The organism is Nocardioides turkmenicus, from assembly GCF_011045035.1.
In the GTDB taxonomy this organism is placed as follows: domain Bacteria; phylum Actinomycetota; class Actinomycetes; order Propionibacteriales; family Nocardioidaceae; genus Nocardioides; species Nocardioides turkmenicus.
Map to the genome: position 1 here is coordinate 14717 of NZ_JAALAA010000020.1, position 12541 is coordinate 27257.

At 69.6% G+C, this 12541-nt stretch carries 13 protein-coding genes; 3 read left to right on the top strand and 10 right to left on the bottom strand.

Annotated features, from left to right (window positions below):
- Nucleotides 1-78: 78 nt before the first annotated feature.
- From G5C66_RS20425 to G5C66_RS20445, 5 genes are all read right to left on the bottom strand, one after another.
- A complete protein-coding gene (locus G5C66_RS20425) occupies nucleotides 79-1764 on the bottom strand; it encodes a bifunctional uroporphyrinogen-III C-methyltransferase/uroporphyrinogen-III synthase (protein WP_165112771.1) in 1686 nt (561 codons plus the stop codon).
- The gene (hemC, locus tag G5C66_RS20430) at nucleotides 1761-2774 is read right to left on the bottom strand and encodes a hydroxymethylbilane synthase (RefSeq protein ID WP_165112772.1); all 1014 of its coding nucleotides are present in this window, start codon (nucleotides 2772-2774) and stop codon (nucleotides 1761-1763) included. Before hemC ends, G5C66_RS20425 begins: the two co-directional genes overlap by 4 nt.
- A complete protein-coding gene (locus G5C66_RS20435; RefSeq protein WP_165112773.1) occupies nucleotides 2771-4105 on the bottom strand; it encodes a glutamyl-tRNA reductase in 1335 nt (444 codons plus the stop codon). Before G5C66_RS20435 ends, hemC begins: the two co-directional genes overlap by 4 nt.
- Nucleotides 4102-4827, bottom strand: a complete 726-nt coding sequence (locus G5C66_RS20440; RefSeq protein ID WP_165112774.1) for a redox-sensing transcriptional repressor Rex — start codon at nucleotides 4825-4827, stop codon at nucleotides 4102-4104. Before G5C66_RS20440 ends, G5C66_RS20435 begins: the two co-directional genes overlap by 4 nt.
- Nucleotides 4828-5005: 178 nt before the next feature.
- The gene (locus G5C66_RS20445) at nucleotides 5006-5245 is read right to left on the bottom strand and encodes a glutaredoxin family protein (RefSeq protein ID WP_165112775.1); all 240 of its coding nucleotides are present in this window, start codon (nucleotides 5243-5245) and stop codon (nucleotides 5006-5008) included.
- Between the two features lie 69 nt (nucleotides 5246-5314).
- Between G5C66_RS20445 and G5C66_RS20450 the strand changes: the two genes are divergently transcribed.
- The 3 genes from G5C66_RS20450 to G5C66_RS20460 all read left to right on the top strand — a co-directional run bounded on the left by G5C66_RS20450 (nucleotide 5315) and on the right by G5C66_RS20460 (nucleotide 8491).
- Nucleotides 5315-6214: an HAD family hydrolase gene (locus G5C66_RS20450; RefSeq protein ID WP_165112776.1), complete on the top strand. Its 900-nt coding sequence runs from the start codon at nucleotides 5315-5317 to the stop codon at nucleotides 6212-6214.
- Nucleotides 6215-6405: 191 nt separating this feature from the next.
- Nucleotides 6406-7155, top strand: coding sequence for a sigma-70 family RNA polymerase sigma factor (locus G5C66_RS20455; protein ID WP_241248715.1), 750 nt, complete (start codon nucleotides 6406-6408; stop codon nucleotides 7153-7155).
- A gap of 142 nt (nucleotides 7156-7297) precedes the next feature.
- Nucleotides 7298-8491 (top strand): DUF5667 domain-containing protein, encoded by a 1194-nt coding sequence (locus tag G5C66_RS20460; RefSeq protein ID WP_165112778.1) that lies wholly within the window; start codon nucleotides 7298-7300, stop codon nucleotides 8489-8491.
- Between the two features lie 102 nt (nucleotides 8492-8593).
- On the opposite strand, the gene G5C66_RS20465 is transcribed toward G5C66_RS20460, so the two are convergent.
- The 5 genes from G5C66_RS20465 to G5C66_RS20485 all read right to left on the bottom strand — a co-directional run bounded on the left by G5C66_RS20465 (nucleotide 8594) and on the right by G5C66_RS20485 (nucleotide 12479).
- Nucleotides 8594-9550 (bottom strand): 1-acyl-sn-glycerol-3-phosphate acyltransferase, encoded by a 957-nt coding sequence (locus G5C66_RS20465; protein WP_165112779.1) that lies wholly within the window; start codon nucleotides 9548-9550, stop codon nucleotides 8594-8596.
- Entirely contained in the window at nucleotides 9543-10562 is a 1020-nt protein-coding gene (locus G5C66_RS20470) for an NAD-dependent epimerase/dehydratase family protein (protein ID WP_165112780.1), read from the bottom strand. Before G5C66_RS20470 ends, G5C66_RS20465 begins: the two co-directional genes overlap by 8 nt.
- Nucleotides 10563-10576: 14 nt before the next feature.
- Nucleotides 10577-10678, bottom strand: a complete 102-nt coding sequence (locus G5C66_RS20475; protein WP_008356322.1) for a 30S ribosomal protein bS22 — start codon at nucleotides 10676-10678, stop codon at nucleotides 10577-10579.
- Nucleotides 10679-10863: 185 nt separating this feature from the next.
- The gene (locus tag G5C66_RS20480; RefSeq protein WP_008356311.1) at nucleotides 10864-11067 is read right to left on the bottom strand and encodes a helix-turn-helix domain-containing protein; all 204 of its coding nucleotides are present in this window, start codon (nucleotides 11065-11067) and stop codon (nucleotides 10864-10866) included.
- A gap of 212 nt (nucleotides 11068-11279) precedes the next feature.
- Complete coding sequence (locus tag G5C66_RS20485; protein WP_165112781.1) at nucleotides 11280-12479, bottom strand: acetoin utilization protein AcuC; 1200 nt, start codon at nucleotides 12477-12479, stop codon at nucleotides 11280-11282.
- Between the last annotated feature and the right edge of the window lie 62 nt (nucleotides 12480-12541).

The window sequence follows — 12541 nt, forward strand, 5'->3', positions numbered from 1 at the left end:
GACCAACACGGTTCGTTGCGACTGTGTTGGTCTCGACACGCCTCCGCCTAGCGGCTCCGCGGCTCGACCAGCGTGGTGTCAGCTCGTGCGCGAACGGCGGCGCGAGGCCGGGCGCCGGTCGGACGGCTTGGTGACCGGCAGACCCTGCTCGACCAGCGAGGCGCGACGCGCGGCACCGAAGGCGGCGAGCGCCTCGGTGAGCGCCTCGATCGACGGCTCCGGCGACATCACGTCGACCCGCAGGCCGTGCTCCTCGGCAGTCTTGGCGGTGGCCGGACCGATCGCCGCGATCACCGTGGAGGTGTGCGGCTTGCCCGCGATGCCGACCAGGTTGCGGACCGTGGACGACGAGGTGAAGACCACCGCGTCGAACTTGCCCGTCTTGATCGCGTCGCGGGTCGGCGCGGGCGGCGGAGCCGCCCGGACGGTGCGGTAGGCGGTCACGTCGTCGCACTCCCAGCCGAGGTCGACCAGGCCGGCGATGAGGTTCTCGGTGGCGATGTCGGCGCGCGGGAGGAAGACCCGGTTGATCGGGTCGAGGTCCTCGTCGTACTCCGGCCAGACCTCCAGGAGCCCGGCAGCCGACTGGTTGTCGGTGTGCGGCACCAGGTCGGGACGCAGGCCCCAGGCCTCCAGCGCCTGCGCGGTCTTCTCGCCGACGGCGGCGATCTTCAGACCGGAGAAGGCACGGCAGTCCAGGCCGTACTCGTCGAACTTCTCGCGGACCGCGCGCACCGCGTTGATCGAGGTGAAGGCGATCCAGTTGTAGCGGCCCTCGACGAGGCCGCGGACGGCCTTGTCCATCTGCTGCGGGTTGCGCGGCGGCTCGACGGAGATCGTCGGGACCTCCTCGGGCACGGCGCCGAAGCCCTTCAGCTTCAGCGACAGCGCCGGCGCCTGCTCCTTGGTGCGCGGCACGAGCACGCGCCAGCCGAAGAGCGGCTTCGTCTCGAACCACGAGAGCGTCTCCCGCAAGTTGACCACCTTGCCGATCACCACGATCGCCGGCGGCGCCATCCGTGCGGCACGAGCGTCGACGGCGATGTTCTCCAGCGTCGACTCTACCGTCGCCTGCTCGGTCGTGGTGCCGACGCGGGTGATCGCGACCGGGGTCTTGGCCGGGCGGCCGGCCGCGACGAGCTCCTTGGCGATGTCGCCGATCATGCCGACACCGGAGAGGAGGACCAGCGTGCGGTTGTCCGCGTACTGGCTCCAGTCGATCTTCTCGTTGCAGGTCACGACCGCGACCTCGTGGTGGTCCTTGGTCGTCAGCGGGATGCCGGCGTAGGCCGGGACGGCCGACACGGACGAGACGCCGGGGACGATCTCGAAGCCGATGCCCGCCTTGGCGCAGGACTGCGCCTCCTCGGGGCCGGAGGCGTAGAGGAAGGGGTCGCCGGTCATCAGGCGCACGACGCGCTTGCCCAGCTTCGCCTGCTTGACGACGGCCTTGGCACGGGCGGCGTTGGCCAGGGGCTGGCCGTCCACGCCGAACCCGCCGTCGATGAACTCGGGTCCGACCGGTTCCGGGGTCTCTTCGCCCTCGGCCGGCTCGACCGGCTCGGGGATGCCGAGTACGCCGCGCACCATCGAAGCGTGCTCGGGGGCCTCGGTCACGACAACATCGGCCTGCTTCAGCAGGTCGATCGCCCGTACCGTCAGCAGCTCAGGGTCACCGGGACCGCTGCCGACGAAGGACACCCAGCCCAGTGGGGTGGCCGAGCCGGGCTCGGCCTTCTGCTCGGTGGTCTTTGCTCGGGTCATGCGTTGTGCACCTTGTCCTGCTCGGGAGCGGTCTGGGGGGAACCGCCCGTGTCCATGACAGCCTGGCCTGGGTCAGTGGTGGGATCGTCGGTCAGGTCTGCTGCACCCTCGGCGAGCATCTCCTCGGCGAGCCGGCGCCCGACGCCTACGGCGTCGTCGAGCGGCCCCGATGCGGAGAGTCGAACCGAGAGCGAGCCGTCGAGTGAGAGCGCGACTGCCCGCACCCACAGCTCTGGTCCTTCCTCACCCTCCACCACGTCGGCGAGGGTCCCGATGGGCGCGGCACAGCCACCTTCGAGGGTGGCGAGCACTGCGCGTTCCGCCTCGACGGCTGCTCGGGTGGGCGCGTCGTCGAGGGAGGTCAGGATCTTGCGTACGTCGGCATCGGCGTCGCCCTCACGGCACTCGACCGCCAGGGCCCCCTGACCGGGCGCGGGCAGCACCTGGATCGGGTCGAGGACCTCGGTGACCTCGTCGAGCCGGTCGATGCGGGCCAGGCCGGCCCGGGCGAGGACGACCGCGTCGAACTCACCGGAGCGGACCTTGCCGATGCGGGTGTCCACGTTGCCTCGGATGCCGGCGATCTCCAGGCCGAGGCCGAGGGCCTTGATCTGGGCCACACGGCGCGGCGAGCCGGTGCCGACCCGCGAGCCCGGCGGGAGCTCACCGAGGGTCAGCCCGTCGCGGGCGACGATCACGTCGCGTGGGTCCTCGCGCGGCAGGATCGCGACCAGCTCGATGCCCTCTTCGGGGTAGGTCGGCAGGTCCTTGAGCGAGTGGACCGCGAGGTCGATCTCCTTGGCGTGGAGCGCGTCGCGCAGCGCGCTGACGAAGACGCCGGTCGAGTTCGCGCCGGTCAGCGGGGTGTTGCTGGCCTGGGTGCGGTCGCCCTCGGAGACGATCTCGACCAGCTCGACGATGTGGCCCTGGGCGCGGAGCATCTCCGCGACGAGGGTCGACTGGGTGACGGCGAGCTGGGATCGGCGGGTGCCGAGGCGGAGGGTCCTCATGAAAGATCACCAAGATTCCGGTGGTCGAGCTTGTCGATCCCACCTGATGACGGCACGTCGGCCCGGGTGACGGCCGAGACGGCGTTCTGGTCGAGCGCGAAGAGCTCGGCGAGCGCCGCGGCGTACGACACCGCGCCGGTCTCGTTCGCGAGCTCCTTGACCCGGACGGTCGGCTCGTGGAGAAGCTTGTCAGCCACGCGGCGTACGGTCCGGAGGACCTCTGCCCTGGTGGCCTCGTCGAGGTCGGGGAGCTTGTTGTCGAGGCGCTCCATCTCGGCGTCGACGACGCCAGTGGCCATGCTCCGCAGCGCGACGACGGTCGGCGTGACCGCCGACTGGCGGCGGGCGCTCAGGAAGGCCGCGACCTCCTGGGTGACGATGTCGCGGACCGCGAGCACCTCCTTGCCGGCGGGCGAGGCGTGCAGCTCGTCGGCGAGGGCGGCCAGGTCGATCAGGGTCACGCCCGGGAGCGAGGCCGCGTCGGGGTCGATGTCGTGGGGCAGCGCCAGGTCGATCAGCGCGACCGGGTGGCCGCTGCGGTCGCCGACCATGTCGGCCGGAACGAGCAGCCCGCTCGCGCCCGCGCAGGTGATGACGATGTCGGCGGCCGCGACCTCCGCGGCGAGCGCGTCGAGGGAGGCCGCGCGCGCGGCGTACTCCTTGGCGAGGCGCTCGGCGTTGGCCGTGGTGCGGTTGACCACGACGACGTCGGCGGCCTCCATCCGGGAGACGGTCGCGGTGGCCAGTCCGGCCATCGCACCGGCGCCGACGACGGCGACCCGCTTGCCGCGTACGTCACCCACGGCTCGGGCGGAACGGCCCAGCGACGCGGTCACCAGCGAGGGCGCGGCCCGGTCGATGTCGGTCTCCGCGCGCGAGCGCTTGCCGACCCGGAGCGCCTGCTGGAACAGGCTGTTGAGCGCCGGTCCGACCGTGCCCATCTCCTGGCCGAGCTGCAGCGCCGCGCGGGCCTGCCCGAGGATCTGGCCCTCGCCCACGGCCATCGAGTCGAGCCCGGCGGCCACCTTGAACAGGTGGGAGACGGCGCCGTCGTCGTAGTGGACGTAGAGGTGCGGCAGCATCGTCTCGAGCGTCTGGCCGGCGCCCTCGATGATGCGACGGGAAAGCTCCTCGACCGAGCCGTGGAAGCGATCCACCTCGGTGTAGATCTCGAGGCGGTTGCAGGTCGAGATGACCGCTGCCTCGCTGACGTGCTCACAACCAGCCACGTCGGTGAGGAGCTTCTGCAGACCGTCCGCGTCCACCGATGCCGCCTCGAGCAGCGAGACCGGCGCAGAGTTGTGCGAGATTCCGACGACCAGAACGCTCATGCGGTAATCCCTTCCTCGGAACCATTGTCCACGGTCTCGTCTGCCTCTGCAGCCTTGCGCGACTCGTGATACGCGAGGATCTGCAGCTCGATCGAGAGGTCGACCTTGCGCACGTCGACACCCGGCGGCACGTTGAGCACCGCGGGCGCGAAGTTGAGGATGCTGCTGATGCCGGCCTCGACCATCGCGTCGGCGACGTCCTGGGCCGCGGTCGCCGGCACCGAGATGACGCCGATCGAGACCTGCTCGGCCGCGACGATCTCGGCCAGATCGGCGAACGGCCGCACCTCGAGCCCGGCGACCGTCCGACCCTGCATCTGCTCGGCGGCGTCCAGGAGCGCGACGGTGCGGAAGCCGCGGCTGCTGAAGCCGGAGAAGTTGGCCAGCGCCTGACCGAGGTTTCCGATACCGACGATGATGACCGGCCAGTCGTGGGTGACACCGATCTCGCGGGCGATCTGGTAGCTCAGGTAGTCGACGTCGTAGCCGACGCCGCGAGTGCCGTAGGAGCCCAGGTAGGAGAGGTCCTTGCGCAGCTTGGCGGAGTTGACCCCGGCGGCCGCGGCGAGCTCCTCGGAGGAGCAGGAGGCGATGTTGCGCTCGGCGAGCGAGGTCAGCACCCGGAGGTAGACCGGGAGCCGGGCGACTGTCGCCTCGGGGATGTCCCGGTGGGGGTCCTGGGCACCGCTGCCCTCGCCCGTATTCGTACTCCGTGCCGTCACGCTCTGCTCTTTCAATGCCGGCGCCACAGACGGGGGCTTTTTAGCCCGGGATCGCCCTGCGGCTCAGCCACCATACGGACTTTGTGACCGCGAGAACAAACTCGCAGAGCGTCGGCTAGCACACGTGTTTGTGGAGTTGTCAGAGGGGGGTTGTTCAGGGTATTGGGCCAATCGACAGTTATTCTGGGGAGCGCGCCAGCGCTGCCCTCAGCCGCTCCTCCGAGACCCGCCAGAAGTCGTGCTGCTTCCCGTCGACGTACGTCACCGGCACCTCGTCCGTGAAGCGCTCGCGCAGCTCGTCGTCGGCGTCGATGTCGACTTCGGTGTAGTCGTTGCCGACCACCTTCTCGACGACCAGCCTCGCCTCGTCGCAGAGGTGGCAGCCCTGACGGGAGTAGAAGGTCACACGCGGTTCCATCCGACCATCTTCGCACTTGCCACGGCACCTGGGTGCCGCAGAGACGTCCGGAGCACTACTGTTGGCGCAATGAGCAGCGCCAGCGACCGCCGCCGCGCCGAGCTGCGGCGCAAAGACCTCAAACGCCGCTCGGCACTCGCCGGCGAGGCATCGGCCGCGGCCGCGGAGATCGAGGCCTGGCTCTACCCGACGGGTGGAGACCCGACGGCGGCCGCGTTCTTCGACGTGGACAACACGATCATGCAGGGCGCGACGATCTTCCATCTGGCCCGCGGCCTGCATCGGCGCAAGTTCTTCCGTACGCGGGACATCGCCTCGGCGGCGTACAAGCAGGCGTACTTCCGGATCGCCGGGGTCGAGGACCCGGCCCACATGGAGTCGGCGCGCTCGTCGGCGCTGTCGTTCATCCGCGGCCATCGCGCCGAGGAGGTCGAGAGCCTGATGGAGGAGATCTTCGACGAGGGCATGGCCCACCGGATCTGGCCCGGCACCCGGGCGCTCGCGCAGACCCACATCGACCAGGGGCAGCGGGTGTGGCTGGTGACCGCCGCGCCGGTCGAGGCCGCCCGGGTCATCGCCCGGCGGCTCGGGCTCACCGGCGCCCTCGGGACGGTGGCGGCGACCGAGGACGGCGTCTACACCGGCGAGCTGGTCGGCGAGATGCTCCACGGGCCGGCCAAGGCGGAGGCGGTCAAGGCGATCGCGGCCCGGGAGAACCTCGACCTGTCCCGCTGTGCGGCCTACTCCGATTCCTACAACGACCTGCCGATGCTCTCGCTGGTCGGCCACCCGTGCGCCATCAACCCGGACGCGCGCCTGCGCGCCCACGCGCGCCAGAAGGGCTGGCCGATCCGCGACTACCGCACCGGGCGCAAGGCCGCCCGGGCCGGCCTGGTGACGGCAGCGCTGGGCGGAGCTGCCACGGGGGCGATCGCGGTGGCGATCGCGCTCCGCGGCCGCAAGCACTGATTTCGGCCGTTGGCGACCGGTATGCAGGCCGGGTATTCATCGCCATGTCATGAAAATGCCACCACACGCCGACACGACTTCGGCTCGGGACCTGACATCGGGATGCCCTAACCCGTAAGGTTGGGCTCGCTCAGGGGGAGTCTTCGGGAGGGACCCACATGTCGCGCCGCGCCAATGACGTCCATCGTCGCTTGGATGCCCTGCGCGCTGCGGTCGCGCTCCTGATGAACGAGGGCTACGAACCGGCCTACGCCGGTGTGGCTGGTGCCTCGGGCCCGTTCGCCGAGCCCGAGCGTCGTGGTTCGGGCGGCGGCCACGAGACCCATCCCCGCTCCGACAACGAGCCCGACGACGACACCGAGCTCGCCGCCTCCTCGGAGGAGACCGAGGCCGACCGCACCCGGCTGATCGCGCTGGTCGAGCTCGCGCGCAAGGGTGACAAGGAGGCGTTCGGCCTCCTCTACGACCACTACAACGGCGCCGTCTACCGGTTCCTCTTCTACCGCACCCGCTCCGCCCAGGTCGCCGAGGACCTCACCTCGGAGACCTTCTTCCGGGCGCTGCGGTCGATGACCGGCTTCCGCTGGCAGGGCAAGGACTTCGGCGCCTGGCTGATGACCATCGCCCGCAACCTGGCCACCGATCACTTCAAGGCGGGACGTACGCGCCTGGAGATGACGACCGAAGACATGGGTCTGCACGACTCCCCTGCCGACGGGCCGGAGAAGATCGTGATGGCCGGGATCACCAACGAGATGCTGCTCGGAGCACTCTCCAAGCTCCCCGACGAACAACGCGACTGCATCATCATGCGTTTCCTCCAGGGGCTGTCCATCGCCGAGACAGCGGCTATCCTCGGACGCAGCGACGGGGCCGTGAAACAGCTCCAGCTGCGCGGGATCCGCAATCTCGCCAAGCAGATGCCTGACGGGATCCGCTGATGATTGTGTTCCGCACCACCTTGAATGCTCGACCGGTTGCCGTAACCCGCGGCCGGGGCGACTCGTTGTCCGACATGGCTGGGCCTTGTGCGCAGCTGTTTCGACGAATCCCTCACTGCCGATACCGAGTAGGAACCATCCGATGAGCCCGGCGTTCCCGGCGCGAAAGCGTGCCGACGAGTTCGACCGAATGGTCGCGGCGTACTCCGCGACCGATCGGCGTTCCTCGCATTCTGCCGACGAGCTTCACGATCTGGCAGCCTTCGCTTCGTCGCTCTCCACGCTCAGCGACTCCGCCGTTCCCCGTCGCGAGTTCACCGCATCGCTCCGTGAGCGCCTCATGGAGGCCGCCGACACCGAGCTCGTGCCGGCGCCCCGCACCGAGAAGACCGTCGAGCGCAAGCTCACCGTCGGACCCGTGCGGAAGCCGCGCCGGCAGCGCAAGCTGGCCGTCGCCTTCGCTGCGATGGCGATCGTCGGCGGCACCGCGGGAGCCGCGGCCGCGTCCCAGACCGCTCTTCCGGGCGACTCCCTCTACCCGGTCAAGCGTGCCGTCGAGAACGTCTCCGCCGGCTTCACCGTCAGCACCCAGGCCCGCGGCATCCGGATCCTCGAGGACGCCGGCACCCGCCTGCGCGAGGCCAAGTCCCTGGTCGCCGACGCGCCGATGACCGACGCCGAGCAGGTCACCGCGACGCTCGAGACCTTCTCGCGTCAGGCTGCCCACGGCTCCGATCTGCTCATCAGCGACTTCGAGAAGTCCCAGGACAACGAGTCGCTCGCCCAGCTGCGTACGTTCGCGGCCGATGGCGTCGAGGAGCTGGCCGAGCTGAGCCCGAACGTGCCGGAGCGGGCCGAGCCAGCCGTCTCCGACGCCGCCCAGACGCTCGTGCTGATCGACCAGGCCGCCGCTCAGCTCTGCCCCACCTGCGAGGGCGGCATCACCGAGCTGCCCGCGACGCTGGTCTCCAGCCTCACCTCCGAGATCGACGGGCTGCTTCCCGCCGACACCGTCGTCGAGGCGGAGGCGCTGCCGCCGATCAGCCCCGACGAGAACGCGCTCGACCTGCCGTCCATCGATCCCGACAAGATCGGTCCCGGCTCGGTGACCGACCCCAAGGGCGAGAAGGGCGACAAGCCGGAGAAGCCCGCCACCGAGGAGCCTGCGGAGGACGGCAGCATCCTGCCCACTCCCACGCCCTCCGACGGTGGCCCGACCGAGGAGCCCGAGACCGACCCCGGCACCGTGACGGACCCCGTCACCGGCCTGGTCACCGGTGTCACCGGTCTGGTCGGCGACGTGCTCGCCGGCGCCACCGGTCTCCTCACCCCGTAATCGCCGAAGCGTCACGAGCGCTGGCCGAGTGGGCACGTCTGTGCCATCTCGGCCAGCGCTGCTGACGTCTCGGCCGACGCGGGTGACGCCTCGGCAGGCGTGTCAGCCGAAGACGGAGGCGCGCTCGCCGAGCAGGCGGTAGAGGGTCTGCTGGATGGTCTCGCGCACCTGGTCGGTGACGTTGAAGACCAGCATCGGGTCGTCGGCCTCCGAGGCGTCGTACGCATCGGTGCGGATCGGCTCGCCGAACTCGATGAGCCACTTCGACGGGAGCGGGATGAGACCCAGCGGCCCGAGGAGCGGGAAGAACGGCGTGATCGGCAGGTAGGGCACGCCGAGGACCTTGGCGAGGGCCGGGACGTTGCCGACCAACGGGTAGATCTCCTCGGCACCGACGACGGAGAGCGGGACGATCGGGACGCCGGTGCGCAGCGCCGACGACACGAAGCCGCCGCGGCCGAAGCGCTGCAGCTTGTAGCGCTCGCTGTAGGGCTTGCCGATGCCCTTGAACCCCTCGGGCCAGACCCCGACGAGCTCGCCGTTGCGGAGCATCCGCTCGGCGTCCTCGCTGCAGGCCAGCGTCGCGCCCGCCTTGCGGGCGATGTTGCCGACGATCGGCAACCGGAAGACCAGGTCGGCGCCGAGCGGGCGCAGGTCTCGCCCGAGCGCGTCGTGGATCGAGACCATGGTCATCAGGCCGTCCATCGGAATGGTGCCGGAGTGGTTGGAGACGATCAGGGCGCCACCGTCGGTCGGGATGTTCTCGATGCCGCGCACCTCCACCCGGAACCACTTCTCCTTGATGGGCCGCAACACGGCGAGCAGGAAGCGCTGGGTGAGCTCACGATCGAAGCCGTATTCGTCGACGGAGTATTCGCCCGAGATCCGGCGGCGCAGAAACACGATGAACCGAGCGAGCTGCTCCTCCCACTCGGCCCCGAAGACCTCCTTGGCGGCACTCTCCAGGGCCGCGGCCCAGTCGGTCGCCGGGATCGCCCGCAGCGGATGGCGCTCGCGGGTGGTGGTGCCGGGGAAACCGTGGGCGGCGGACTCAGTCACCGGACGCTCCTGTCAGTCGGCTCTCCAGGGCTGCCAGCGCGCGGTCGGCACGGTTGGCGGACGGCATCACGCTCTCCGCAAAGTCTACGACCGTCTCCTCGGTGGTGTAGCGAGGTTCGAAGCCCAGCAGGGAGCGCATCCGCGAGGTGTCGACACCTCGCCCGTAGGTCAGCAGCGCCCGCAGCTCGGCGGGGTATTCGCCGCCGCCGAACCTCGCCAGGCCGAACAGGGGCTCGGGGATCGGCACGGTCATCCGCTGCAGCCGTCGGGCCACCTGGGAATGGGTCAGCACGCCGTCGCCGGCGACGTTGAAGGTGCCGGGCACCCCGGTGCGTACGGCATGCTCGAGGACGCCGTAGAGGTCCTGCTCGTGGAGGAACTGCAGGCGCGGGTCGAAGCCGAGCACGTTCGGCACGACCGTGCGCCGGAAGTGGGACGCGATCGGGCTCACCACCCTCGGTCCGAGGACGTTGGCACAGCGCAGCACCGTGACCGCGACGTCCGGACGACGCCGGGCGAAGCCGCGTACGTAGGACTCGATGTCGGCCACGTCGCGGGCGTAACCGGAGGACGGGGTGCGCCGCGGCTCCATCGACTCGGTGAACATCGCCGGGTCGCGGCTGCTCGCCCCGTAGACCTGGGTCGTCGACTTCACCACGACCTGGCGCAGGGACGGCGCGGTCTGGCACGCCGCGAGGAGCTGCATCGTCCCGATGACGTTGAGCTCCTTCATCGTCGATCGACCCCCGGTGTTGCCGGGGGTCGCGATGACGCTGAGGTGGACGACGGTGTCGACCTCCTCCTTGGCGATCACCTTGGCGATCACCGGGTTGCGGATGTCGGCTCGGACGAATCCGACCTTGCCGATGTCGCCGCGAGGCGGTGCGACATCGACGCCGATCACCCGCTCGACGTTGGGGTGGCAGGCGGCAGCGCGCGCAAAACGGCGCCCGAGGTCACGCGAGACCCCGGTGACCAGGAGGACCCGACCGGGCCCGGTGCGTTCCGCCACCTACGCCACGTACGTCACTTGCCGAGCTTGCGGCGCTGGACGCGAGTCTTCTTGAGCAGCTTGCGGTGCTTCTTCTTCGCCATGCGCTTGCGACGCTTCTTGATGACAGAACCCACGGGGAACCCTTCACGATCGTTGCAGAGAATGCCGGCCCGGTGCCGACGCGGCCACTCACCGCAGCGCGCGGCAAACAGACCTAGGGGGTAAGACTAACCAAGCCAGCGGACGCAGAGAGAATCGGTGACCCGGTGAGACAGGTGTTGCCCCCGCGCCCGTCTTGCTCGGGCGCGGGGTCCGACAACTAGCCCGCGTTGTAGAACGAGCTCTTGAGGTATTCGTTCGCGTCGTCCTCCCGAACCCGGAAGGAACGACCGACTCGCACCGCAGGCAGCTCGCCCGAGTGAACCAACCGGTAGACCGTCATCTTGGACACGCGCATCATCGACGCAACCTCAGCAACGGTCAGGAACTTGCTGTCAGAGATGTCTCCAGAAGGAGTAACCATCTGCTTCCACCGTTCTCTCTCGAGTGATCGCGACGCCAGCGGCTTCCCCACCGCTGGTCCAAAAACGCGATCCCAAAGTGAGAATAGGGCCTGATGTGACTGATGGGGAAGGGGACACCCTTGAGAATCTCACATACCACCGGCGTGTCGAGTTGCTTTTGGGCACGGCGAAGCATGCTTCCTCGACCCCGTGTCGAGACGTGGCACCCGAGCTACGGCATCGGGTCGAGCCCGTGCAGCGGGAACACCGCTGTGCGAGTCGCATGGACCTGCCGGTCCAGCCACGTGCCGGGGTCGTATCCGCTTCCCCAGTCGCGGTAGGCCGGCTCACGTCCGTCCGTCATGCGCAACGGCGCGACCCTCCCGAGTCGCGTCTGCACGTGTTCGCGCCAGCCTCCTGGCACATCGAGCGTCGGCTCCAAGGGATTACCCGAGACTAGCGCAAGAAGATGGGTCCACGCGCGTGGCACGACGTCGACCACGGCATAACCGCCGCCGCCGAACGCGACCCACTTGCCCGCACACACCTCGTGGGCGAGCTCGTGGAGGGCGGCGTACGCCGCCCGCTGGCCGTCCACGCTCAGGGCCAGGTCGGCGAGCGGGTCGTCGGTGTGTGAGTCGCAGCCCTGCTGGGTCACCAGGATCTCCGGCTGGAACTCGCGGATCAGGTCGGGTACGACGGCGTGGAAGGCGCGCAGCCAGCCGTGGTCGGCGGTGCCAGGAGGCAGGGCCACGTTGACCGCGCTCCCCTCGGCGTCCGGTCCGCCGACCTCCTCGGCGAAGCCGGTGCCGGGGAAGAGCAGCTGACCGGTCTCGTGCAGCGAGATCGTCAGTACCCGCGGGTCGTTCCAGAAGGCCCGCTCGACCCCGTCGCCGTGGTGCACGTCCACGTCGACGTAGGCGACCTTCTTCACGCCCTGGTCGAGGAGCCACTGGATGCCGGCGGCTACGTCGTTGTAGATGCAGAAGCCGGCGGCGCGGCCACGCATCGCGTGGTGGAGGCCGCCCATGATGTTGGCGCTGTGGAGGCTCTCGCCGGAATAGACCTGGCGGCAGGCCTCGATGCTCGCGCCGACGATGTGGGCGCTGGCGTCGTGGATGTGCGGGAAGACCGGATCGTCCTCGGTGCCGAGCCCGTGGACGAGGTCCGGGTCGCCGCTCCGGCCGGCCCTGATGACCGCCTCGATGTAGCTCTCGTCGTGGACGGTGAGCAGCTGCTCCGGGGTGCCCATCGGCGCCTCGACGACCTTCAGGTGGTCGAGCACCCCGAGCTCGTCGGCCAGTCGCATCGTCAGGTCCACCCGGATCGGCGCCATCGGATGGGTCGGGCCGAAGTCGTAGTCGGCCAGGCTCTCGTCGAAGACGACCGTCGAGTGGCCCTGGCAGGTGTTCGGCCCTGTGGTCGTCGTCATGGGCCACACGGTAGCCGTGAGGTGTGAGACACTGGAGAGGTGTTCAGCATTCGTTCCACTCA